The organism is Microbacterium sp. Be9 (assembly GCF_011754135.1).
Classification (GTDB): domain Bacteria; phylum Actinomycetota; class Actinomycetes; order Actinomycetales; family Microbacteriaceae; genus Microbacterium; species Microbacterium maritypicum_A.
The window spans coordinates 14380-37095 of record NZ_WNWT01000008.1 but is presented as its reverse complement, the minus strand read 5'-3'; the positions used below and the strand labels follow the sequence as shown (position 1 = coordinate 37095).

The window sequence follows — 22716 nt, the reverse complement described above, 5'->3', positions numbered from 1 at the left end:
CGGATCTCGCGCGTGTACTCGCCGGAGAATCACGCTGCGAAGAAGGGGCTAATACACGTACGGGTACACGCGCGCTGAGGAACGTCGAGGGCGATCAGGTCCACAACACCTCTGGGAGCTCCGATGTCCTCCACCATCCAGCCGGCACCGCTGATGACGCGTCTCAACCTCGAATGGTCCACCACGCACGCACCCCGCGAGCACTACTTCGGTGCCCTTGGTATCCGCCTCTGCGGCGAGCTGCTCGAGGAGATCCACCAGGTGCACCGCGCTGCCCGCAGCAAGCAGATCAGCTCGAGCGACCGGGACGCATACCTGGCCGAAGAGGACGCCATTCTCATCGAGTTGATCAGCCTCGCTCACACCGGTGACCGCATCGCCGAGCGCACGCTCGTGCAGCTCCTCCTCCCGGCCGCGCAGCGGATGGCGCACCGCGTCCGCAGCCTCGGCGACATGGACCGGGCCGACCGCGTCGGGTACGCGATCAGCATGGCCTGGGAGATGATCAGCCAGTACAAGCTGCACCTGCGTCGTCGCGTGCACGCGAACCTCACCATGGGGTTGCTGCGACTGCTCAGCCCGAAGAAGACGCAGAACGACCTGGTCGTCGCGAACTGCACGACCCCCGTGAGCGACGATGTCCTCGAGGCGGTCGCCGGCGGATGGAGTGGACCGGAACAGCCGATTGAGGTTCTCGCCGTGCGACTGTTCTCCTGGGGCGTCGACAACGGCATCGTCACCCGCGAAGAGACCGCGCTGCTGGCCCGCGTCACGCTCGGTGAGGAGAAGCAGACAGACATCGCTCAGGAGCTCGGCGTATCCGTCGACTGCATCAACCAGCGCATCAAGCGCTCACGGCAGCGTCTCCGCGTCGCCTTCGGCGAGATCCTCTGACGAAGACCGAACAGCGAGACGCCTGATCAGCGGCCCTCATCTCAGTCGAGGTGGGGGCCGCTCTCTGTACTCACCGGGTCAGGCCGAGAGAAGTCGCCAACAGATCGAGCTGCTCACGCAGCGCCTGCTCATCAACGCGCCACACCAGCCGGTTGAAACCCGATCGGGCGCCCAGCTTGGACGGGTCACTCTCCTGCACGAGGATCCCCGCATCGACCAGCGCCTGAGTGTGCGCGATGAGCGTGGTTCGCCCAACCTGCAGATCTTCCATCAGGTCTTGCGCGGTTACAGAGCCACGCGTCAGGGTCGCCCGGATGATCCCTGCCCGCAGTGCGGGGATCCCGAAGGCGCGCAGCACGCTGGCGCGGTTGTCGGGAGAGTCGGGGATCACGTCTCCATTGTGGCATCCACGTAACGATCAGCCGTGAGCACGGCGATGATCGCCACCGACCACCGATATAACGCCGAAGCGGTTTACCCTGAAGGTGGCGCTAAAGAAGGTGGCTTAGTCGCCTATCGGCTTTCAAAAAACATGAAAGCCTGTAGGCTGGGCTGAACCACCGGGGGGTGGCACCGAACATTGGATCAGTTTGTCGGTTCCAGACGTGAGAGAGCACCCCTTCTAGGTAGAAGCCCTCACGGAAGGACACGACGTGACCATCACGGCACCCCCGCTCAGCCCGAGCACCCCGGACGCGGCCCCCGCATCCAAGGACGCCTCCTCGGCCGTCAAACCTGTCCGTACCCGTCGCTCCGGGATCTGGGGCTTCGCAGCGCTCGCTCTCCTCCTCCTCGGAGCCCTGGGCGGCATCTTCATGTTCCAAGCCGCGAGCAACGCGACTCAGGTCTTCGTCGCCGCTGGAGACATCACCCGCGGCCAGACGATCGAAAAGGACGACCTCACGACGATCTCCATCGCCGCAGGGCAGAACACCACCGCCATCTCCGCCACCAAGGCGGATGACATCCTCGGAACGATCGCCGCCGTCGACATTCCGGCAGGTGGCCTCATCACCAAGACTTCCACCACGACCGGCCTCACCGTCCCCGACGGCAAGGCGCTCATCGGACTCACGCTGCAGCCAGGTCGGCTCCCCGCCCAGCAGCTCACCGCCGGAGACAACGTCATCCTTGTTCCCGTTCCGGCGCAGGGCGTTGCCGATGTCGAGGTCACCGCGGACCAGACCATCCCCGCTGTCGTCTCCCAGGTGCGCCCGATCCCCAACAGCAACGACGTCGTCGTCGACGTCTACGTCGCGACCCAGGCAGCCCCCGGGGTCACCAGCAAGGGTGCTGCCGGTTCCATCGCTCTCTACCTCGCGCCGGGGGACAAGTAATGGCCATCATCGCCCTCACCAGCCTCGCCGGAGCCCCCGGGGTCACGACTGCGGCAACGGCACTCGCCGTGCACTGGCCGCGACCCGTCCTCCTGCTCGAGGCCGACACGAGCGCCGTCTCGACACTGATGGCCGGCTTCTTCCGATCCAACCTGCGCACCACCGACGGCGGAATCGAAAAGCTCGCCTTCGCTCTCGCGCGCAACGCCCTCGACACGGAAGACCTCCTAGACGGCGACTACCAGATCGCGATCCCTGTCCACGATCTGCCGCCGATCCCGGACATGTCAATCCCGTCCATCCCCGACGGCCACAAGCTCTGGGTGATTCCCGGGTTCGTGAACTACGCCATCGTCGACGGCGTCCGCGGCCTGTGGAACAAGCTCCCACGCCTGCTCAGCGGTCTCGACGACGGCGGCATCGACGTCATCATCGACCTCGGTCACCTGGACGTCGACGACCCTCGTCTGCCTCTTCTCGACGCAGCGGACTGGGTTCTCGTCACAGCGAGCTCATCCATGATCGATCTCAACAGGGCCTACCGTCGGCTCGAGCTGCCGGACATCAATCAGCGCGCACGTGCTTTCGCCGGCGACCGCTACTGGACCTTGCTCACCTCCCCTGCAGCAGAAGCAGTCTCCACGAAGGAGTTCGGCACCCACGTTCTCCCCGTCGTGTCCACGCTGCCGCATGACCCGGACGGCGCCGCCGTCTTCTCACACGGACGCCCCGACCCCAAGCCGAACAAGAACGCGTATCGACGGGCCATCCGAAGTGTCGCCCAGGATCTCTGGGTGCTGCGCCACCGTGATCAGAGGAGCGTCAGCTGATGACCGACCAGCCCGATATCGAGATCGCCACCCGCCCGTTCCTCGGCGACATGCTCAGCCCCAGCAGCATCGCTGCCCCTCCCGCGCAGCCTGCCCCGACCTCTGGCAACCACCACCTGCTGGCAGCGATGACCGGAGGCCGACCGCCCCTGCACCTCGTCGACGACACCGACAGCGAACAGCTCGAGCAGGCGTACGCAACCTCGGTCGACCTTGCCGCCGCGTTCCCCACTGGAACCGAACCGGATGAGGAGAAGCTGCGCGCACGCTCTCGCCGTCGCGAGACCGCCGCCATCCGCGCTGACGGATACCTGCAGGTGGACTGGAACATCGTCAAGCAGCTCACTCGCGAGCTCACCGCGGCCGATGAGTCGATCGGCCGGTCGCGCCGATCCTTCGACGTCGCCACCGCCTCCGCAGACCCGGAAGATGAGTTCGAGCAGCGGACGATCGATGAGATCAAGATCATCATCAACCGGTACACCACCCGTATCGCTGGTGCGAAGGGCTCGGATCACGACTGGACCGACCTCAAGAAGGCCCACTACACACAGGCCATCTTCGACCAGGCGCACCGCTATGGACGCCTGCAGCAGTACCTCCGCGAGCCCGACGTGGAAGACGTCTCGATCGTCGGCTATGCCAACGTCGTCGTCACCAAGTCCAACGGAATCCGCGAACGTCGCAGCCCGATCGCTGAGGACGACAAAGACCTCGAGGATCTGATCGCGGAGATCGCATCGCACCGAGGCCGCACGTTCACCAAGCCGAACGGGCACCTCGACCTCGACATCGGTGGCGCGCGTATGTCCGCGACCGGTGTCGGCATCACCACGGACACCAACGTCACGATCCGAAAGCACAACCTCGTCGACGTCGCGCTGGCCGACATGGTGGCCAACGGAACGATCTCTAAGAAGATCGCGGATCTCATGGCCGCCGTGTCTCGCGCCAACCTGTGCGTCATCGTCGCCGGGTTCCCGGGTACCGGGAAGACGACGATGCTCCGTGCACTGATGTCGACGATCCGCCCCCAGGAGAAGATCGTCACGATCGAAACCGAGCGTGAGCTGTACCTCAACAAGATGCCGGAGCGGCACTGGCAGGTGCAGGATCTGCAGTACATCCCGCCGCAGTCCGCCGGCGCCGACAGCGCAGCCGGGTTCTCGCTCGACCAGTGCTTCTCGCTCGCGCTGCGATCCAGCGCCGAGCGCATCCTGTTCGCCGAAATCCGTGGGCCGGAGGGGCCGATCGCGATCAAGGCGATGCAGGCCGGTAAGGGTTCCATGTCGACCATCCACGCGCGCAGCGCGGATGACACCATCCACCGATTCGCCGACGTGCTCATGAGCGAGCTCGGCCTGTCTGATGACACCGTCCCGCTGCGCCAGATCGAGCGCAGCATCGACATCATCGTCTACATCGACTTCCTCGAGAACCCTGACGGCACTCGTCGCCGCGTGGTCACGGAGGTTGCTGAGGTCACTCGCAATCTCAGCGACGGGTACCCGATGGCCGCCAACCTCTTCAAGTACGACGCGGACATCGATGACTGGACGAACCCGGAGAAACCGTCGACGCAGCTGGAAGCATCGCTCCGTCGTGTCGGGTACAGCTGGGAGAAGGAGATCCTCGGATGATCCTCGTCAGTTCCCTGGCCGGTGTGGTCTTCGTGGGCGGGCTCATCATGCTCGTGCTCTACTTCCGCCCCGCGCCCCCGAAGCAGGCACCGACAAAACCGTCTCTCAGCACCCGCTGGGGCCAGGTGAGCAAGAAGACCAAGACGGGCCTCATCATCGGTGGCATCCTCGGGATCGTTGCCGCCATCATCTCCGGGTTCCCGGTGATGGTGATCGTCGTCCCCGCCGCGATCACGATCGTGCCTGCTCTCCTCGGAAAGCCGTCGACGTACGAACGCGACCTCATCCTCGCCCTCGAGAACTGGGCGCGATCGCTCGCGAGCACAGCGGATACCGGCGCCTTCACTCTGCGAGAGGTCATCGGGATCACCCAGGGCAGCGTGCCCCAGATGCTCAAGGCTCCGGTCAACCGCCTCTACACGCGGATGAGTTCCAGCTGGTCCACGGCTGATGCCCTCCGCGCGTTCGCCGATGAGCTGGACAACTCCCATGCTGACGAGGTCACCATCTACCTGATCCAGGCTGCAGAGTTCAACGCCGGCGGCCTCTCCAAAGCACTCGAGAGCGTCTCGGAAGGTCTGAGCGCCACCGCCAAGCAGAAGATCCTCATTGAGGGAGAGCGGAAGAAGCCGCGCGAGACGATGATCTCGATGACCTGGATCGTCGGAATCACGCTGGTCATGCTCGTCTTCTTCGCTGGCACCGGAAACATGGACTTCTACCGGACTCCCCTCGGGGGCGTGGCACTGGGGCTCATCCTCAGCTCGTTCGTCGGGCTGATGGTCTGGGCGCGTGCGATCACACGGGTACCCCCTGAGCCTCGATTCCTCAGTGCCCCGGTTTCGACGGAGGTCGGCGCATGAACCCCACCCTGATCGCCGCCGTCCCCGGCCTCCTGGTCGGGGGAGGGCTCGCAATCGCTCTCCTCGTCCTGGCCCCGCGCACCGTCCGAGCTGGCGACGCACTCGTTCGTCTCGGTGAAGCCTCCGTGGCCCCCACCATTAGCAGCCCTCCGCTTTCCCAGTGGGACCGGATCGGAAGCTGGCTCTCGCAGAACCTCCCGCAGGTGAAGTTCCTTGCGCCGCCGACCCGAGATCTCGACCTTCTGGAGATCCCCGTCTCCCGGTTCTTCGCGCGCAAGTTCCAGCTCGCGATCCTCGGCCTCTTCGCACCTGTCGTCCTGTCGCTCCTCGCACAGGTCTTCACGGGGCAGCCGTTCCCGCTGCCCCTCCTCGTCAGCCCCGTGCTGGCGCTCATCATGTGGATGATGCCCGACGGGCAGGTGAAGGCGCGTGCGGCAGCTGCCCGTCGAGAGTTCACCCGATTCGTCAGCGTCTACCTCAAGCTCGTCGCGGTGGCGCTGCTCGGCAGCACCACCGCAGACACCGCTCTCAACGACGCTGCATCTGTCTCGGACACCTGGGTGTTCCGGCGGATCCGCCGAGAGTACGCGCGGGCCGAGCTCACTCGAACCACCAAGTGGGACGCGATCGAGCGTCTCGGCGCTCAGATCGAGATCCCGTCACTGATCGAGCTCGGCCGCACGATGCGTCTCTCCGAGGCTCGGGTCAGCCTTCGCGACCAGCTGCTCGCCACCGATCAGAATCTGCGGACGCTCGTCGAGGCGGCCGATGAGGACGCGGCGAACAAGATCACCAAGCGCAGCGGACTCCCGGTCTACATGACGTTGTTCCCCGTCATCCTCATCGTCTTGCTCCCTCCGATTTACAGCCTGTTCACCATCTGACCAACGAAAGGAAACATCATGGATGAAATCCCCTGGAAGGCCGTTTGGATCGTCGGCGGCGTGCTCGCCGGCCTCGCGATCATCGGCTTCCTCGGCCCGTGGGGCCTCAGCTACATCCAGAGCGTGCTGCCCGGATGACCATGCGAATCCGACAGCAGCAGGGATGGCTCACCCGTCTTCTCGCGAAGTTCTCGCGCGAAGACGGGTGGGCTGGCACCGTCGTGCTCATCATCGGCACGATGTTCCTGCTGCTGCTCGGAGTCCAGGTTTTCGTCTGGTGGACCGCCTCCAACGCCGCACAGATCGCTGCCCAGTCCGCCTACACGGTCGCACGCTCATACGAGTCGACGCCTGAAGCGGGACAGGCAGCGGCTATCCAGCTGCTCGAGTCCATGCCGGGCACTCTTCGCGACCCCGTGGTGACGGTCAACCGCACGGCGGAGTCTGTCACCGTGACGATCACCGGGCAGGCCACCGAGGTCATCCCCGGCGGTCTGATCCCTCCCGCGACGTACACACTCACCGGACCTGTTGAGAGGTGGGTGCCAGCACCATGAAGACCTTCCTCAGAAAGCTGTTCAGTGACGAGCGGGGAGATCTCGACGACCTCCCCGGCTGGACGATCATGAGCATCGGCGCAGTCGCGCTCGTCAGCCTCATCCTGCTGTTTGGCCGACACGGATACGTGAACAACACCGTCCAGGCTGCCGCCTACGCTGCAGCCCGCGACGCCTCGCTCTCTCGTGCTGGCGACGCCGTCCCGCACGCCATCTCCGCAGCTCAGGTCGTCCTCGGCGACAACGTCCACTGCACCGACCTGAACGTTCGAGTTGGCGGCAACGGTCTCACTACAGGCCTCGGCGAAGCAGGAACCGTCTCCGCCACGATCACCTGCACCGTCTCCACCGGTGACCTCGTGATGCCCGGCATCCCTCTTCCTGGCACCTTCACCATCGAGAAGACCGCTCACAGTCCCGTCGACCCCTACCGAGAGAGGTGACCCCGTGAAGTTCCTCACCTGGTACGTCATGATCTTCATCGTCCTCGTCATGCTCGCCGGCCTCGCCACCGATTCCCTCGGGAAGATGCAGACGCTGCAGCAGGCCCTCACCATCGCGCAAAGCGCCGCTCGAGCCGGGACCAACGCCGCTACCGGCACCAGCACGAACGGCGACGCCTTCGACCTCTCCACGCAGATGGCGGCCACCGCCGCACAGAACTACCTCGCCTCCGCCGACGTCCGAGGAACCGTCACCGTCACCGGAGATACCGTCTCCGTCACCGTGAACATGACATATGAGCCTCATATGCTCGGACCCATCGGACTCCCGTCCATCCCCGTCGAAGCAACCGGCTCCGCCCGACTGATCGGAAACTGAGAATCATGAACCGCCGCACAGCAACCACCATCGCCGGAGTCCTCGCCGTCACCGCGATGATGCTCACGGCATGCACGCCCAGCGAGCCGACGCCGACCAAGACGCCCACGGCGAGCGCGACGCCGACCGCGGAGCCGACCGGAGCGCCCACGCAGGCACCTGTCGGAGCTCCGAAGGACGAGGCAGAGGCCGTGGCCGCCGCGAACACCGCCTACACCGCCTTCCAGCAGGCCCGGTTCGATTTCCTCGCAGACTCCGAGCTGGGAACGGACTACCTCGAGAACTTCGTGTGGCCCGGAACCCGCATGGCGACGCTGATGGAAGACACGTACAAGAGCAAGGTCGAGCAGAAGACCTCGGTGGAGGGCGAGCCCTTCGGGTGGCAGGCCAATGAGGCGCTGTCATACGTGGCGCCGCTCACGAACCAGAGCACTGGAGAGGTAGATCCTCTCGGTTCGGTCAACCTGTTCGGTTGCAGCGACAACACCGGCACGACGTTCCTGACCGATGGCGTCGAGAACACCGACATCCCCAAGGGCAGCTTCCCCAAGCAGATCGTGATGCTCTACAGCCCCGACTACGAGGGCTGGTTCATCAGCGACACGATCGACCTGGTGGGACAGGAAGGGGCGCCGCTGTGCTGACTAGATGGCTGCGCCGAGGCGCGGCAGTCCTTGTGAGTTTCGCCGCGGTGATCGCGGTTTCCGTAGCTATCTCGGCTCCAGCGGCGGCTGGGAACAACTGCCACACAAACGATGAGGGAACGGTCGTCTGCGATGTCGAGGTAGAGGTTCCCGGAGGCCCGGGCTCAGAGACTCCAGGTACGGGGCCGGCTGATTTCACGCCAGGCCCAACGACCTGCACATACACGCCGAAGGAGGGCGAGCCGAGAGAGGTTCCGTGCTCGAAGGACGGCGGTTGGTGGGCGAACGACATCCAGTGCTACTGGACGTTGGATGACCCGCAGCGCCCTGCTCCCACCGGGCGTGATGCCAGCGTGGGTGCCTGGTACTCCTGCCTGCCGATCGAGCCCGCGGACTGCGGCGGTCGCCTCTGCTACGGCACGAGCGTCTGGCGTGAGACGCCTCCTCCCGGTGTGAACCGGTACACCCCCGCTCAGGCGGCAGGGATGCTGGCACGCACGTTCGTGCTGAAGCCGATCGAGATTGGAATGGCGCCTGAGCAGAAGGTGCACTCGGATGACCCTGCAGGCACGGCTCCGTACCGCCGCACTTGGGTGGGTATCCCGGTCTGGTTGTGGGTTGATCAGCCGACGGAGAGCACGTGGGGGCCGATCTCGCGCACCGCGACCTACGGCGGCGTGACCGTCTCTGGAACCGCGAGCGTGCAGTCGCTCACCTGGACATCCGGTGACGGACAGACCCGCAGCTGCGGTGCTGGTACCCCCTTCGACGCTGCAGCGATGGCGAACCAGGCCGCAGTCGACTCGCCCACCTGCGGATTCCGGTACCAGCACCAGTCCGATGGCGGCACCTTCACCCTGTCGGCAACGTCGACGTGGGCGGTCGAGTGGACCGGTGGCGGCCAGTCTGGCCGGATCGCGATGCCGACCACGACGACGTCGACGACAGTCCGTGTGGGTGAGCTGCAGTCCGTTAACGTGTCGCAGGACGGCGATACCTTCGGCGGTTGAACCGGAAGGAACGAACGATGAAGAAGCTGCTCACCGGGGCGGGCGCGCTCCTGCTCCTCACGGGGATCCTCGTAGGGATCCCCGCAGCCCTTGTGGCGCTCGCGGGGAATCCGTTCCCGACCGCAGAGCAGTGGCACGCGATCGTCACCCTCACGCCCGACTACGGCAACGTGATCATGTTCACGAAGATCCTGCCGTTGGTCATCTGGGTGTTGTGGGCGGCATTCGCGATCCCCTTCCTCGTCGAGCTCGTCGCTGCGATGGGCGGACGCAAGACCACGAAGAAGGTCGCTGCCTTCCGTGGCCAGCAGAAGCTGGCCGCCGGTCTGATCGCCGCCGTCGCGGTCATGTTCGCCGGTGGCGTCGGGGCTCTCTCAGCCCCCGCTCCGGCGTCAGCCGACTCCTACTCCGTCGGCACCGTAGACGCCTCTGCGAGCCCTCTGGACTTGTCTAGTGCCATGGCCATGGTTCAGGCCGCGCAGATGCCTCCTGCGGCCCCTGAGCAGCAGCAGGTGGTGCACCAGGTCGTCGACGGGGACACTCTGTGGGATCTCGCCGTCCAGTACTACGGCCAGGGCGAGCGATTCGTGGAAATCTTCAACGCGAACCTGGGTGTGCAGCCCGACGGGCAGAGCCTGACCGACCCGGATCTCCTCCTGCCCGGCTGGCAGCTCAGTATCCCCGGCGTCTACACGCAGGCTCCGGTCGAAGAGGCCCCTGCGCCGTCGACGCCGGCGCCGACGCCCGACGAGTCGGTGCAGGCTCCCACGACGGATGCGCCGGTCCTGGACGGTGCAGAGGGAGGCGCTGGCGGCGGTGCAGGCGGAGGCGCTGGCGCCGGTGAAGCCACGGACGTTCGCGGCATGGGTGAATCCATCGACCGTCCGGTGGTTGAGCAAGCCCCCGCCGTCGACGACGTGTCGGAGACAGCCGACGAGGCCGACATCGCGATCCCGCTGATGACCGCCGGAGGCATCGCAGGGCTGCTCGTAGCCGGTCTTCTAGGTGCGTTGGGAGCGCGCCGACTACGACAGCGCCGCAAGCGCGTCAAGGGAGAGCGGATCGCTCTGCCGGAGCCCGAGGTGGCAGACCTCGAGCTGGAGATGCGGATGGTGGAGAACCCCATCGGCGTCACCGACGTCGACAACGCCCTGCGCACTCTGCAGGCATGGGCCGAAGACAACGGCGAGCAGCTGCCCGAGCTGCTCGCCGTCCGGGTTGCTGACGATGAAGTGGCGCTGTACCTGGCCGCGCCCGCGGATCTGCCGGAACCGTTCGAGTCGATGCACGAGGACCGCACCGCCTGGATCGTCCGACCCGGGCGCGCGCAGGCTCCCGACCGCCCCACCGTGTCCCCGTACCCTGCACTCGCCACCATCGGCACGGATGCACAGGGCGGCTACGTGCTGCTGGACCTTGAGCAGATCGGTTCCCTCAACGTCACCGGCGACGAGGAGATCGCACGAGGGATGCTGAACGCGCTGGCGTGCGAGTTCGCGACGAACCCGTGGTCGGACGAGATCCAGGTCACCCTCGTCGGTCTCGAGGATGCGCTGGCCAGGGATCTCGATCGAATCCGCATCCACCAGGTCGCGGACATCCCCGCTCTCGTGCGCAACCTCCGCGCCGACCTCGACGACCGTCGGGACGCTCTGGACTCCTACGGCGTCGGGGGAGTGCTCGAGGCGCGATCGCGGGCCACCGACATCGAGACCTGGGCGCCGCACATCGTGATCCTGGCAGAGACTCCGATCGGCTCCCTCCGCGACGATCTCGCCGACCTCGTCGCACGGATGCCGCGGCTGGGCATCGCCACGATCGCCCAGGGGACCGCGCTGGCAGCCGGTGCCACCGTCGAGGTGACCTCGAAGGAAGAAGCCGAGTACCGCAGCGGCGGGGCCCTCCCGCCCCTCCCGTTCCGCCCGCAGATCCTGGCGGGGGAAGAACTGGAACTCGTGCGGTCGCTGTTCGCCACCACCGACCGCGAAGCCCAGCCGGTCGACCTCGAGCAAGAACACGCCCACGCCGCGGCCGAGGCAGAGCCTGCCGAGACCACGGCCGCGTTCGTCGACGTCGCAACGGCTGAGGACGAGCTGGCACCTACCGCCGAGGAGACTGAGGCCGACGCGGTGCCCGCCGCCGAGCCCGTCGCCACCGCAGCGGTCGAGATCCCCGAAGACGCCCCCGTGGCCGTCGTCGACGAGAGCGCGGACGAGACGCCCGCCGAGATCGACGTGCCGAGCGTGGAAGTCCCCGACTGGCCCGCCCCCTACATTCGCCTCCTCGGCCCAGTCGACGCGCTCAACGTCGACATGGACGCGATCCCTGGCCGCGGCATCGAGTTCCTCGCCTTCCTCCTCCTGCAGAACACCCCCTCCGTTCCCGGAGCGCTCGTGCAGAAGAAGCTCTGGCCGGACACGTTCTCCAAGGACAACAACAACGCCCGTCAGCTCGCGAAGCAGCTCCGCCGCATCCTCGGCCATGACCCGTTCGGTCAGCCGCTCCTCCCCGAGGGCCGCAGCAGCGCTGGCTTCACCATCCACAACCAGATCCGCACCGACTGGCACGACTTCTGCGACCTCATCGGTCCCGACCTCAGCACGACCCCGAACGAGAACCTGATCCGCGCCATCCGCCTCGTCCGCGGCCAGCCCTTCGACGGTCTCAAGCGCCGCCTCGCCTGGTGGGCCTGGCGAGGACCGATCGAGGAGACCATGCGCGCCGCGATCCTCGACGCAGCCGACGAACTCACCCACCGCGCCCTCGCCACCGGCAAGTTCGACGATGCCCGCTTCGCCGCCCGCATCGCTCAGTCCGCCGACCGCCTCAATGAGGCCGGATGGCGGCTGGAGATCGAGACCGCCATGGTCGCTGGCGACGTCGACGCGTTCAACACCATCGTCGACGTCATGTTCGAAGTCGTCGGCGTCGACGCAGAGATCGACGACGTCACCCAGCAGCTGCTTGACGACGCCCACGAAAAGCTCTCCGGGCTCGCGGCACGATGACCGGGTTGTCCACGGCTCCACTGGAACCTGCATACACTCCCCGGCAGTCCTCTGCGGGGCCGTGGACACTCATCTCCCTTGCCAGCGCCCTCGGCCTCCTGCTCGTCGCCGCAGAGCCTCTCCTGGGCGGCACCGCTTACGGGTGGGCGGTCGTCGCCGTCACGGCTGTCTTCTCCGCGCGTCTCGCTCTCGTCGACGAGCGCACCCACACGCTCCCCAACCGGCTCACCGGGGCACTGGCCGTGTTCGGGATCATCCAGGCGATCGGCATCTCCGCGTGGCGGCACGACACCGCTCCTCTCGTCATCGCGGGGGTGACCGCCGTAATCCTCGCATCCCTCTACGCCCTTCTCGCGCTTACCAAGAGCGGCGGATTCGGTGACATCAAGTTCGCCGGCGCACTCGCGCTGACCATCGCCCCCTATGCCGGGCTCCTCACGCTGTACTTGCTCCCCATCGCCTTCATCATCAGCGCGGTCAGGGTCATGGCCCGTCGCGTTCGCGGCCGAGCGGCCAAGCACCCTCACGGGCCATCCCTCGCGATCGCCGGCATAGTTCTCTTCGTCGGATCGATGCTCGCCGGCCCCGCACTGCTCCCGGCCTAGCCGCGACACGCCGCAGACGGCAACGAGGCGATCAGTTCCTCGACTTGCTCACGGACGGCAACTGGCCCTCCGAGTGGTCACCGGTTGTACGCAATCGTGAATGGGGAATCGCATCGAGTCGCAACGAGTCGCAACGGCGAATCGCAGCGGTGAATCGCACTGTGTGGTGCGAAACCGCAAGTGGGACTTCGCCGGATCGCCGAGTGGTGAACGGCGAATATGGTTCGATCTCCTCATGAGTTCCGAAACGACCACTGCCACTCCCGAGCAAACGAGGGAGGCCATGACGACACTGTCCCGAAGGAGGTACACCCAGATCCGCAGCATCCTCGTCCAGTTGCCCGAGCGTGGCGCCCCGAGAGCATCGACGGTATCGAAGATGCTGCACGAACGGAAGCACCGAGCGCTGCTGCTCTATCTGCTCCTGCTCACCTGCTGGCCCTGGCTGGAGGAGCGCCGAAACCCACTCGAGGGATCGATCTGGATCCGCGCACTCACCTCCAAGAGCGGTCTCACCTGGACGCCGTCGACGCTCTCCCGCACATGGGCCGAGCTCGCGGATCTCGGACTGGTGGAGCTGCCGAAGAAGGAGGGGCGGTTGCGTCGACCACGGCCTCGCCGTGAGGACGGCGCTGCAGGCTACGACGTCCCCGGAGGGCGCCGAGACAGGTACAACGCCTACTTCTCCCTCCCCGACGAATTCTGGACCGACGGCCTGTTCGCCAAGCTCTCCCTCCCTGCCCTCGTGATGCTGCTCGTCATTGCGAAAGAGACCAACTCGAAGAAGACCAAGGAGGTCTGGCTCCCCTATGAACACATGCCCGAGTGGTACGGGATCAGCGCCAAATCGGCGCAGAAAGGCATCACGGAACTTCTCGCGGAGCGCCTCCTCAAGCGCCGCCCAGATGTCAGGCCCGCCCCACTCTCACCCACAGGAAGCACCACCCACATGTACTACTCGCTCACCGGCGTCTACGGCCACACCTCGCGCGCCGCCCGCCGTAAGAAGGCCGCGAGCGCGCGCGCCGAGCGTGAGGCGCAGCGAGCGCTGGACGCGACACCCGAATCCCAGGAGACATCATGAACCCCCCACCATCGAAGCCCGTGCGGCTCATCTACGTCGACGACTCCGGTGCCGAGCGCAGCGGCTACGCGACCTTCAGCTGGCTGGAGCTGCGCATCGACGATTGGCAGGTCGCGCTGCGTGAAGTGCTGGACTGGCGGCACCGGCTCGCTCGTGAGCAGCAGATCCCGGTGACTTACGAGCTGCATGCCACCAAGTTCGTCAATGGCCGCGGCGATCCGTCGCTCGATCCTTCGTGGAACCGCCACAAGGCGAAACGGTCGCTCGTCGTCGACGACGCGTTCCGGATGCTCGCGGCAGCACCTTGGCTGTCGGTGGGGACCGTGTATTCGCAGACGTCGCTGCGCGGGCGGGCCTTTGCTGACGAGCGTTCACGTGTCTACGGTGAACTTGTCACCCGGCTGGATCAGCGCCTCACGGCTGCGGGGGATCTCGGCATTCTCTACATGGATGGGGATGGCACCGACCGCAGCTATGTTGCGGCACACCGAGAGCTCAGGCTCGCTACCCGTTCCCTCATCGAGGATCCCGCGTTCCAGCACTCGCACAGCAGCCACCTGGTGCAGTTCGCCGATCTCGTTGCCTACGCCGGCTACCAGCACGTTCTGCAGCTGCCGGAGAAGCGGTTCGCGTGGCCTTGGTATCCGTCTCTCAGTGCGGTCGACGTGAACGATGGAGCGCTCGCTGTATGAGCCCAGAAAAAAGAAGCTGGACCCGTTGGCCAGTGTTCACTGGGCGGGTCCGCTCCTACAGCCTACCTGATTCTGTGGGCTGAGTCTCAGCCCACGAGCGGCTGGTGACCGGCAGCCTCGTGAAACGACGCGGAGGCGGGAGCGCGCGTGTGCTGGAGAGATTCCTCTCGAGGTAGTCCACCTAGGCCTGGCGGCGCGCAGGGTGACCGTGCCCGGAGAGCGCCGATGGCAACTGATCGGCTCGATGTCAGATGAACCCTTTGCTGATGACGAGGACGGCGGTGGGACGGCCTGTGGCCAAGAACGGTGGGGGGCACGTCTTAGAGAGATTCGTCGTCGTCATTACTTGCCTCGAGCGCGAGCTCGTCCTCGAACGCGCGAGTGATTGTGTCCTCATCTGGTAGTGACTTCTGGTCTTCGAGGGTGAGCTCGTACCTACTCACTGCTACCGGATGGTCAGAGCCCGCGAGTGCGTAGCGGACGACGGTGTCGTTCTTTTCGGCGACGAGCAGGATCCCGATGGTTGGCTGGTGGATCTCGGGTTTCCGGAGGCGGTCGTCGACGAGGGCAACGTAGAACCCGATCTGGCCGGCATCGCGCGGTTCGAACTTGGTGACCTTGAGTTCGATCACGACGTATCGCAATTGTTCGACATGGAAGAACAGCAGGTCGACATAGAAGTCGTCGCCGTCGACGTCGAAATGCACCTGGCGGCCGACGAACGCGAGGCCTGGCCCGAGCTCGCGCATAGTGTCGAGGATTCGATCAATCATGCGTTGCTCGAGCTCGCGTTCGGAGGAATCGCTGTCGATGGCGAGGAACTGCAGCGCGTAGGGATCTTTGGTGATCTCCTGAGCGATACCGGAGTCGACCATTTCGAGCGCTCCAGCAAAGTTCGATGGGGCGGCGCCCTCCCGCGCGTGCAGTCGAGTCGCTATCTGGTGGGTGAGTAGGGCTCGGGTCCACCCATGATGCGCGGCTTTCGCTGCGTACCAGTCGCGCAGCTCCTGGTCGTCGAGCTTGTCTATGATGAGGGTGAGCTGCGTCCATGGAATTTGTCCAGCAGCCTGCTGGACAAATTCCTCCTCATCCGACCAAGCCTCAGCGACACGTCGCATATAGAAGAGATTTGCTCGCGAGAAACCCTTCATCGCGGGGAACGAGCCACGTAGATCCTTCGCAAGCCGCTCGATTACTCTCGACCCCCACCCTTCGCGTGCTTGGCGATCGCTGATGGTTCGCCCTATGCGCCAGTACAACCGCATCAGCTCGGTGTTCACTTTCCGCTGCGCCTTATAGCGTGCGTCGTGCACCTGCCGCTTCAGTTCCTCGAGAGTGGCCGCGTAGTCGTCGGGCACCAGGTCAGCCATCATGTCCTCCACCGTAGGGGACGCATTGATAGTCCAGCAGTCTGCTGGACTATCAATGCGTAGGCTGCGGCTCCTCCAGGTGTTGGTGCAAGCGCCGCCCCATCTCGCCGGTGCTAGCCCAGTAGATAGGCCGAGAGCGAGCCCAAGTCCTGCGCGAGCGTTGCGCGATCGACGGAGAAGGTGACGTGGCGGCCGCGGCGCCTACCGCGCTCCACGGTCCCTGACACGTACGTCTCCTCGAGATCTTCCAAAGCCGCCCGAACTGTTTCTCTGGCAAGCTCGCTACCCACCACGATCTCGTTGACGGTGGACCCCGGGTGCTTCAAGAGGTAGTGCAGCACTTCGATGCGAGTCGTGGCCGCTATTGCCCGTTGTGCGCGCGCGGCATTCGGCGGCATGTCTGATGACGCGGCGACGAGTCTGGGCATCTCACCATTGTGCCGTGTGACCCCTTCTACACGTCGCACTTCCAGTCCCACAGCGCTCTCCCGGCGATTGAATACGTATCTAAAGTACCGCGTGCTGGCGGCCTCACACCTGTCCGACGAGTACGGATCTGGCTCGGGGTGACGGTATCGCGCCGTGCTCAAGAGGCCACTTAGTGACCTCTGAAGCAGCGGAGATTCTCTCCGCGTGCCGCGGGATCCGCGCGGGTTTGTCGGTTTCGAAGCCCTCTCGGCACCCCTTGTCGGTGAGGGAGTGTTGCAAAGCTCTCCGCCAATAGTTATATTCGGGAAGATCAAGTTATATTCGGGAAGATCATTTGTAGGAGGGACTATGCGGACCAACACTTGCCCGGCCGACCACAAGCACGGTGAGACGCCGACCTGCTACCGGAGCCACAAGTGCGCGTGCTTCGACTGCAAGGACGCCAACCGGATTCGTTGCTACGAGTACAAGAAGCTCGTCGCCTACGGCCGCCCGACGGGAACGCTGATCGATGCCCGCCCCGTGCAAATCCACCTCGGAGACCTGGTCATGGCCGGCATGACGCCTGCCGCGATCGCGGCCGCCGCCGGCATCGACCTGAGCACCGTCCACAACATCATGAACCGACGGATCCCACGCAAGCGCAGCACGCCCTTCCGCATCTATCAGGCGACCACCGAGAAGCTGCTCGCCGTCACGCCCGACCTGACCACTGTTCCCGACGGCCACCGGGTGGATTCACGAGGAGCACGCCGACGCCTGCAGGCGCTCGGGCTGAAAGGCTGGGCGATCCAGTACCTCGCCGATCGCTGCGACCTCGACCGACACAGGCTCGACCGAGTCCTGACCTCCCCTCGTGTCTTCAGCTCCACCAACCGTGCAATCACCGCCCTCTTCGAAGAGCTCTGGGACAAAGAGCCCCCGACCGACACCCCGATCCAGTGCGCCGTCCGAACCATCACCATGCGGCGAGCGCAGGCGGAGGGGTGGTTGCCGGCGCTCGCATGGGACGACATGGATCTCGATGACGCTCCGGCGGATGCGAGTTCTGAGCCGGTACTCGTCGATGAGGTCGCGGTCGAGCTCGCGCCACGTGGCGAGCCCGTGCGTCTCACCCTGTTCGAGCGGCAGATCGTCATCGATCGTGCGTCCGACGCGAGGATCTACACCAGCGCGATTGCACCCGTGCTCGGAATCACTCCTCGTCACGTTGAGCGGCTGCGTGCGCACGCGAAGGCTGCGTGATGAGCAAGATCCTCGACTCCCTGGAGGCGGCCAAGCACGGCACAGCTTCGGGGTATAAGGCTGGGTGCAAGAGCAAAGGTGCATGCCCAAATCGGGAGAGCCGGGTGGATCTCACCTGCGAGCGCGCCTACCGCGCCTACGTGCATTACCGGGCACTGTTCCGGCTCGGGCCGGACGCCCGAATTACTCGAGCGATGCTTCGCGAGGCGAAAGGGCTGAAGGCATGGATGTGACGACCGCGGATCTGAGCGCACGGATGTCGACCGAATGTGGGACATCCGTCACCGCCAGCTGGAGTTTCCGTCTCTTCCAGCTCGTCTGCCGACGGGTGGATGGAGAACCACTCACGCCATCGATGGAGGCAGCTTTCGATCGCCTCCTGCAGCTCGTCGAGCAGCTCGCCCTTCGCGTGCATGATTCGAGGATCTGATGCCGCACGCACGCGTGGCCGGCAAATCCATCGCCCCGAACGCCGCCTGCGTCGAGTCCCCGGGCTACACCGTCCGCCGCCACTATGACCTGACCGCCGCCCCCGGACCAAGGATCCCCGATGCGCACCACCACCAAGATCAAGACCATCACCGTCGCCGCCGTCGCCCTGATCGCACTTGCCATCACCTCTTTCAGCACCCTCCCCGGGCTCCAGGAAGCCCAGCCCCCTCCCGCCGCCTCCACACCCGCAGCGGAGCCAGCATCGCCACCCACTGCCGTCGAAGTCAGCGCATCGCCCTACGCCGACACCGCGGCGCTCGCGGCAGTCCTTCCCCTTGTCGTCGACGAGTCCGAGATCCCCGCCTACGTTCGAGCCTCGTTCGGCCCCGCCTGGGCCGATGTCGACGGGAACGGCTGCAGACAGCGCGATGACGTGCTCGCACGAGATCTTGTCGATGTCGAGATGGCGAGCAATCGATGCACGGTCCTCCGCGGAGTGCTTGAGGTTGACCCGTACACCGGCAAGCGCATCACCTTCCAGCATGACCGGGTCGCCGAACCCGGCAACCCCGGCAGCCAGGGCGTGCAGGGCGAGCACATCATCAGCCTCAAGGCAGCACACGTCGGGGGAGCGTGGAGCTGGAGCGATGAGCAGCGACTGAAGTTCGCCAACGACCTCGACAACGTCATCGCCGTCGATGGCATCGCTAATCAGTCCAAGCAGGACTCCGGTCCCGCTGACTGGCTCCCCCTGACCATCTATCGGTGCACCTACGTGACGAAGTACGCCCAGATCGCCGCCGAATGGGGGCTGGCCGTCAGCGCGGCCGATCGCGACGCCCTCGTGACCACCCTCAACGAATGCGCGGTGTCAGAATGACCGACCCCACCACCCTCACCATCACCGACGAGCAGCACGCGATCGCGCGAGCGTACGTCATCGCCAATATCGAAGAACTGCTGTATTGGAGCGATCTCGCTGAGCTCCTCGCCGAGCCCTTCCTCTGCCCCGAGCGCGACCACCCCGCTGAGCGGGCGGTTCACCAGCTCGCCAAGATCGAAGGCATCCCACTGCAGCGCACCCTCCGTCTCGACGCCGCCGACTTGCAATCTCTGAACCTGGCCACGCTCGCTCCAGGCGACGGTGCTGCACAGATCCTTGCCCTTCTAAGCCGATCGAGGCTAAGCGGTTAGCCTCGACGTCTACAGAGGGTCTCCGTAAGCGTCGTGGTTGTAACGGCGGAGATCCTCGATGAATGCAGGACTGGTCGTGTCATAGCGGACGATCGCCGCGGCGGTGCTGCCCTGCGCCTCGAACAGAGTCAGGTTGGCGTACACCCGTCCGCAGACAGGGCACACCGCGAACTCTGACGGGTCCGAAGATCCATCCGCCGTCCACGACAGCCGACCGTCATTCGTCGCATGGCCCCAGTTCTCGGTCTGGGAGTCGTTTCCGCATTCGCACGTCTGGTTCTCACCCTCCTCGTCGACCGTGATCTCTCCGTCGACGAGAACGGTTGCGTAAGGCCAGCCGTTCGTCGGCGCACTCACGATGCGGCTTTCGCCCGCCGTTGCCGCGTAGGCTTTGCTGGCATCACCAGTTCGCCGGCGGTGATGAGTTGTTGATAGTTCGTGAACAGCGCACGCAGTCTCGAATCCTCAGTAGCCGTGCCGCGCATCCCCAGCGCTTTGTCGAGCGCCGAGTCGAGCTGTCGATGAGCGTGCAGCAGCTCCGGGGCCATAGCCAACGGGTTGTAATGATCCGCGAGTGATCGTTCGGGACGCAGCGCGCGGGCCTGCAGTACTGCCTGGCCGCCGAGAATGATCGCGGTCCGCTGTGTATCGCTCAGAGCCGGGAGCGGAAACGTGTTCCACGTCAGAGTGTTCGAGAACCGCAGACGTGACTCGAGTCGACCACCGATTGTGCGCTGCCACGTGATGAACGCGGAGGAGGAGATCACCCCGAATGCGAGCCCATCAGGATCATCTGCCTTGAAGTTGGCGTCGCCGCAGATGACCTCGGGGCCGAACAAAGCGGTCGGAAAGTGCTTCCGGGTCTCGCTCGCGTGCCGTGGAACGCACACATATGGGGTCTCAGGCTGCGATCGTTGGCCGAACAGATGAGGTGTTTCGGCCATCTGGCGCGTAGACGCAGCTTTCGAAGCGACACGGAAAGCGCGGATGGCGTCCAGTCGGTAGCGCAGGATCGGGGAACGCGCGATGTCGCTCGGGTCGAGATCGACCAGCCACAGACACCAGCGAGGTTCGTTGTGGATCAGTTGGCGTGCGCCCACGAACGGACGAAGGTATTTCGCGGCCACAGGGTCAGCGGCGACCGTGTCGTAGTCCTCGGGCTCAACGAGTAGGTTGCCGTCGTCGCGTGCCATGTTGCCGAACACCATCGGTGGAAGATCTGGCGACAGCGTGGTGCGGCGCTGTTCAACGAGAACATTTGGGCCGTCCACGAGATATCCGTTGAGCTGCTCCGTCACCGGTTTTTCGTGCGGCTCGCCGCGCAGGTCTCCGGAGTAGTCGAACAGCCGAGCTCGCGTCCTTTGGTCTTTGTCGAATCCGATTACTGAGCAGTGCACCGCTGCCGCTCCCGGTGCTTCGCTGGTCCATGCGAACGTGCGATGTGCGAATTTGATTCGCCAGCCTCCGTCAAACAGCGGGCGGAAAAGCGCGGGTACTGGCTCACCCTGAGCGATTGAGTTCGTCGACACGAAGGCAAACTCTCCGCCGTAGCCAGGACGGCCTAGTAGCTCGAGCGCCTTTGCGTACCAGCCCGTGACATAGTCAAGCCGGCCGATATCATCACGCCGCCACACCTCGCGTAGCTCTTGGGCTTGTTCAGTCGACCTCGTCGCATGGCCTAGGAACGGAGGGTTTCCCATCACGTACAGGTGCTCGCATGGCTCAACAGCCTCAGACCAGTCGATGCGTAGCGCGTTGCCGACGATGATGCTGCGGAGCTTGTCCAGCGGCAGCGGATCCGGCGCGGCGCCGAGCGCGAGCTCCATTGCCTGGTTCGCCTGATGCTCGACCAGGTGCAGCGCGGTCGCTGCGATTTGCGCCGGCCATTCCTCGAGCTCGATGCCGTGGAAGCTGGATAGCTTCACTGCGAGGTGCTCCTCGGTGAAGAACATCGTCCGGGCAGTCTCGCCCGACAGCTCCTGGATTCGTAGCAATACCTCGAGATCCAGGGCTCGCATTTGGCGGTAGCCGATCACGAGGAAATTCCCGCACCCACATGCGGGGTCAAGGAACCGCATCAGGCCCATGTCCGCGCGGAGCTTCTTGAGCTTGGCGGTGTCGTGATAGCCGTCGGTGAATCGTTGCCGGAGCTCGTCGAGGAACATCGGCCCGATGACCTTCATGATGTTGGTCTCGGTCGTGTAGTGCTCGCCGAGCTCACGGCGTGCGGTCTTGTCCTTGACGGCCTGGAAGAGGCTGCCGAAGATCGCCGGCGAGATCGCGGACCAGTTGAACATGGCCGCGTCGGTGAGGCGCTTGCGCATGCCAGTGTCGAACGACGGGATGGAGAGCGGTTCTTCGAAGATGCCTCCGTTGACGTAGGGGAAGCGGGCGATCAGCTCGTCGAGGTTCGACTGCCGGCGCCCCGGCTCGCGGCCCATCACCTGGTACAACAGCGACAGCTGCGGGCCGAGATCTGAGCCGTCCTCGGCCGTGCGGGTCTCGAGGAACTCGAGGAAAAGATCCCGGTCCCAGAGGCCGGCATCGTCGGCGTAGAGCGCGAACAGTGTGCGCACAAGGAACACGCTGGCCTCGTGATCGTCGTACCCGGATCCCTCGAGTGCCTCGTACAGCGATGCCATCAGCTTCGCAGCCTTGATCGACGCCGATTCCTGTGCCTTCGACCCGAACGTCCGCTCTCCGTATCCGGCGAGGAAGGCAAGCTTGTCTGCCTGCTCCCGCAGCTCGCTGAGCTCGAACTCGGTCGGCGCCGCTCCGGTCTCAGAGTGGAGATCCAGGAGCCGGAATCGACGGAAGTCGCTCGTGATCACCCATCGGGGCACCTCGGGATCGGGGAGATCGTCGATGTAGTCGAGTGCCTGTTGCTCGGCGTCCGCGAGATCCTTGCCGGCCGACTTCATCTCGATCAGCGCCAGGCCAGGGATCAGTGCGTCGATGTAGCCGCGTGATCCGGTCGATGAGCGCTTGACTCGTTTCTCATAGAACGCAGCGCGGGTCTCGGTGATCCCGTAGACGCCGAGTAGATCTCGGACGAAGGACTGGGCCTGCTGGCGCTCATCGCCCGGTTCGTCCTTCCAGTCGCGAGCGAAGCGCGCAGCGCGCGAGCGGATCTCATTCATCGACAGGGTCTTGGCCACATCCACACGTTATCGGGA

The 22716-nt window shown here is 65.0% G+C and carries 25 protein-coding genes; 20 read left to right on the top strand and 5 right to left on the bottom strand.

Translation table 11 applies throughout. The features are described 5' to 3' along the window. Positions 1-123 precede the first annotated feature (123 nt). Positions 124-894 (top strand): hypothetical protein, encoded by a 771-nt coding sequence (locus GLO27_RS19040; RefSeq protein WP_167256530.1) that lies wholly within the window; start codon positions 124-126, stop codon positions 892-894. A gap of 70 nt (positions 895-964) precedes the next feature. On the opposite strand, the gene GLO27_RS19035 is transcribed toward GLO27_RS19040, so the two are convergent. After that, on the bottom strand, positions 965-1285 hold the full coding sequence (locus GLO27_RS19035; protein ID WP_167256528.1) for a helix-turn-helix transcriptional regulator: 321 nt from the start codon (positions 1283-1285) through the stop codon (positions 965-967). A 33-nt stretch (positions 1286-1318) separates the two neighbouring features. Here GLO27_RS19035 and GLO27_RS20180 point away from each other — a divergent pair, with 33 nt between their 5' ends. From GLO27_RS20180 to GLO27_RS18965, 15 genes are all read left to right on the top strand, one after another. Next, the gene (locus GLO27_RS20180) at positions 1319-1450 is read left to right on the top strand and encodes a hypothetical protein (protein WP_279588036.1); all 132 of its coding nucleotides are present in this window, start codon (positions 1319-1321) and stop codon (positions 1448-1450) included. A gap of 97 nt (positions 1451-1547) precedes the next feature. Beyond that, entirely contained in the window at positions 1548-2231 is a 684-nt protein-coding gene (locus GLO27_RS19030; RefSeq protein ID WP_167256526.1) for an SAF domain-containing protein, read from the top strand. Next, positions 2231-3061, top strand: coding sequence for a hypothetical protein (locus tag GLO27_RS19025; RefSeq protein ID WP_167256524.1), 831 nt, complete (start codon positions 2231-2233; stop codon positions 3059-3061). Before GLO27_RS19030 ends, GLO27_RS19025 begins: the two co-directional genes overlap by 1 nt. Then, on the top strand, positions 3061-4701 hold the full coding sequence (locus GLO27_RS19020) for an ATPase, T2SS/T4P/T4SS family (RefSeq protein ID WP_167256522.1): 1641 nt from the start codon (positions 3061-3063) through the stop codon (positions 4699-4701). The genes GLO27_RS19025 and GLO27_RS19020 overlap by 1 nt, the downstream gene beginning before the upstream one ends. Continuing rightward, positions 4698-5564, top strand: coding sequence for a hypothetical protein (locus GLO27_RS19015; RefSeq protein WP_167256520.1), 867 nt, complete (start codon positions 4698-4700; stop codon positions 5562-5564). The genes GLO27_RS19020 and GLO27_RS19015 overlap by 4 nt, the downstream gene beginning before the upstream one ends. Beyond that, on the top strand, positions 5561-6448 hold the full coding sequence (locus GLO27_RS19010; protein WP_167256518.1) for a hypothetical protein: 888 nt from the start codon (positions 5561-5563) through the stop codon (positions 6446-6448). The genes GLO27_RS19015 and GLO27_RS19010 overlap by 4 nt, the downstream gene beginning before the upstream one ends. Before the next feature lie 134 nt (positions 6449-6582). Further along, positions 6583-7005, top strand: a complete 423-nt coding sequence (locus tag GLO27_RS19005; RefSeq protein ID WP_167256516.1) for a hypothetical protein — start codon at positions 6583-6585, stop codon at positions 7003-7005. Continuing rightward, positions 7002-7448 (top strand): hypothetical protein, encoded by a 447-nt coding sequence (locus tag GLO27_RS19000; protein WP_208323989.1) that lies wholly within the window; start codon positions 7002-7004, stop codon positions 7446-7448. The genes GLO27_RS19005 and GLO27_RS19000 overlap by 4 nt, the downstream gene beginning before the upstream one ends. A 4-nt stretch (positions 7449-7452) precedes the next feature. Further along, positions 7453-7827, top strand: coding sequence for a hypothetical protein (locus GLO27_RS18995; protein WP_131493879.1), 375 nt, complete (start codon positions 7453-7455; stop codon positions 7825-7827). 5 nt (positions 7828-7832) lie between these two features. Then, entirely contained in the window at positions 7833-8471 is a 639-nt protein-coding gene (locus tag GLO27_RS18990) for a hypothetical protein (protein ID WP_167256512.1), read from the top strand. A gap of 308 nt (positions 8472-8779) precedes the next feature. After that, complete coding sequence (locus GLO27_RS18985) at positions 8780-9481, top strand: hypothetical protein (RefSeq protein ID WP_243844955.1); 702 nt, start codon at positions 8780-8782, stop codon at positions 9479-9481. Positions 9482-9498: 17 nt separating this feature from the next. Continuing rightward, a complete protein-coding gene (locus GLO27_RS18980) occupies positions 9499-12489 on the top strand; it encodes a LysM peptidoglycan-binding domain-containing protein (protein ID WP_167256510.1) in 2991 nt (996 codons plus the stop codon). Positions 12490-12494: 5 nt separating this feature from the next. Next, positions 12495-13094: a prepilin peptidase gene (locus tag GLO27_RS18975; RefSeq protein WP_208323988.1), complete on the top strand. Its 600-nt coding sequence runs from the start codon at positions 12495-12497 to the stop codon at positions 13092-13094. Positions 13095-13377: 283 nt separating this feature from the next. After that, positions 13378-14178: an ArsR family transcriptional regulator gene (locus GLO27_RS18970; RefSeq protein WP_167256506.1), complete on the top strand. Its 801-nt coding sequence runs from the start codon at positions 13378-13380 to the stop codon at positions 14176-14178. A 20-nt stretch (positions 14179-14198) separates the two neighbouring features. After that, on the top strand, positions 14199-14870 hold the full coding sequence (locus tag GLO27_RS18965; RefSeq protein WP_167256504.1) for a DUF3800 domain-containing protein: 672 nt from the start codon (positions 14199-14201) through the stop codon (positions 14868-14870). Between the two features lie 320 nt (positions 14871-15190). On the opposite strand, the gene GLO27_RS18960 is transcribed toward GLO27_RS18965, so the two are convergent. Further along, positions 15191-16243, bottom strand: a complete 1053-nt coding sequence (locus GLO27_RS18960) for a PDDEXK nuclease domain-containing protein (protein ID WP_208323986.1) — start codon at positions 16241-16243, stop codon at positions 15191-15193. Between the two features lie 110 nt (positions 16244-16353). Further along, positions 16354-16668, bottom strand: coding sequence for a hypothetical protein (locus GLO27_RS18955; RefSeq protein ID WP_167256502.1), 315 nt, complete (start codon positions 16666-16668; stop codon positions 16354-16356). 349 nt (positions 16669-17017) lie between these two features. Here GLO27_RS18955 and GLO27_RS18950 point away from each other — a divergent pair, with 349 nt between their 5' ends. The 4 genes from GLO27_RS18950 to GLO27_RS18935 all read left to right on the top strand — a co-directional run bounded on the left by GLO27_RS18950 (position 17018) and on the right by GLO27_RS18935 (position 19540). Then, complete coding sequence (locus tag GLO27_RS18950; RefSeq protein WP_167256500.1) at positions 17018-17914, top strand: hypothetical protein; 897 nt, start codon at positions 17018-17020, stop codon at positions 17912-17914. Beyond that, positions 17914-18147: a hypothetical protein gene (locus GLO27_RS18945; RefSeq protein ID WP_167256498.1), complete on the top strand. Its 234-nt coding sequence runs from the start codon at positions 17914-17916 to the stop codon at positions 18145-18147. Before GLO27_RS18950 ends, GLO27_RS18945 begins: the two co-directional genes overlap by 1 nt. Positions 18148-18464: 317 nt before the next feature. Continuing rightward, positions 18465-19226 carry an HNH endonuclease family protein gene (locus GLO27_RS18940; RefSeq protein WP_167256496.1) on the top strand — a complete coding sequence of 254 codons (762 nt, stop codon included), beginning with the start codon at positions 18465-18467 and terminating at the stop codon, positions 19224-19226. Beyond that, on the top strand, positions 19223-19540 hold the full coding sequence (locus GLO27_RS18935; RefSeq protein ID WP_167256494.1) for a hypothetical protein: 318 nt from the start codon (positions 19223-19225) through the stop codon (positions 19538-19540). Before GLO27_RS18940 ends, GLO27_RS18935 begins: the two co-directional genes overlap by 4 nt. A 9-nt stretch (positions 19541-19549) precedes the next feature. On the opposite strand, the gene GLO27_RS18930 is transcribed toward GLO27_RS18935, so the two are convergent. Both GLO27_RS18930 and GLO27_RS18925 read right to left on the bottom strand, forming a co-directional pair. Then, positions 19550-19897, bottom strand: a complete 348-nt coding sequence (locus GLO27_RS18930) for a hypothetical protein (protein ID WP_167256492.1) — start codon at positions 19895-19897, stop codon at positions 19550-19552. Then, complete coding sequence (locus GLO27_RS18925) at positions 19894-22698, bottom strand: DNA methyltransferase (RefSeq protein ID WP_347878415.1); 2805 nt, start codon at positions 22696-22698, stop codon at positions 19894-19896. Before GLO27_RS18925 ends, GLO27_RS18930 begins: the two co-directional genes overlap by 4 nt. Positions 22699-22716 lie beyond the last annotated feature (18 nt).

Coding starts and splice junctions, on each gene's coding strand:
- GLO27_RS19040 (WP_167256530.1), top strand. CDS start 124: ATGTCCTCCACCATCCAGCCGGCACCGCTGATGACGCGTCTCAACCTC.
- GLO27_RS19025 (WP_167256524.1), top strand. CDS start 2,231: ATGGCCATCATCGCCCTCACCAGCCTCGCCGGAGCCCCCGGGGTCACG.
- GLO27_RS19020 (WP_167256522.1), top strand. CDS start 3,061: ATGACCGACCAGCCCGATATCGAGATCGCCACCCGCCCGTTCCTCGGC.
- GLO27_RS19015 (WP_167256520.1), top strand. CDS start 4,698: ATGATCCTCGTCAGTTCCCTGGCCGGTGTGGTCTTCGTGGGCGGGCTC.
- GLO27_RS19010 (WP_167256518.1), top strand. CDS start 5,561: ATGAACCCCACCCTGATCGCCGCCGTCCCCGGCCTCCTGGTCGGGGGA.
- GLO27_RS19005 (WP_167256516.1), top strand. CDS start 6,583: ATGACCATGCGAATCCGACAGCAGCAGGGATGGCTCACCCGTCTTCTC.
- GLO27_RS19000 (WP_208323989.1), top strand. CDS start 7,002: ATGAAGACCTTCCTCAGAAAGCTGTTCAGTGACGAGCGGGGAGATCTC.
- GLO27_RS18990 (WP_167256512.1), top strand. CDS start 7,833: ATGAACCGCCGCACAGCAACCACCATCGCCGGAGTCCTCGCCGTCACC.
- GLO27_RS18980 (WP_167256510.1), top strand. CDS start 9,499: ATGAAGAAGCTGCTCACCGGGGCGGGCGCGCTCCTGCTCCTCACGGGG.
- GLO27_RS18970 (WP_167256506.1), top strand. CDS start 13,378: ATGACGACACTGTCCCGAAGGAGGTACACCCAGATCCGCAGCATCCTC.
- GLO27_RS18960 (WP_208323986.1), bottom strand. CDS start 16,243: ATGATGGCTGACCTGGTGCCCGACGACTACGCGGCCACTCTCGAGGAA.
- GLO27_RS18955 (WP_167256502.1), bottom strand. CDS start 16,668: ATGCCCAGACTCGTCGCCGCGTCATCAGACATGCCGCCGAATGCCGCG.
- GLO27_RS18950 (WP_167256500.1), top strand. CDS start 17,018: ATGCGGACCAACACTTGCCCGGCCGACCACAAGCACGGTGAGACGCCG.
- GLO27_RS18945 (WP_167256498.1), top strand. CDS start 17,914: ATGAGCAAGATCCTCGACTCCCTGGAGGCGGCCAAGCACGGCACAGCT.
- GLO27_RS18940 (WP_167256496.1), top strand. CDS start 18,465: ATGCGCACCACCACCAAGATCAAGACCATCACCGTCGCCGCCGTCGCC.
- GLO27_RS18935 (WP_167256494.1), top strand. CDS start 19,223: ATGACCGACCCCACCACCCTCACCATCACCGACGAGCAGCACGCGATC.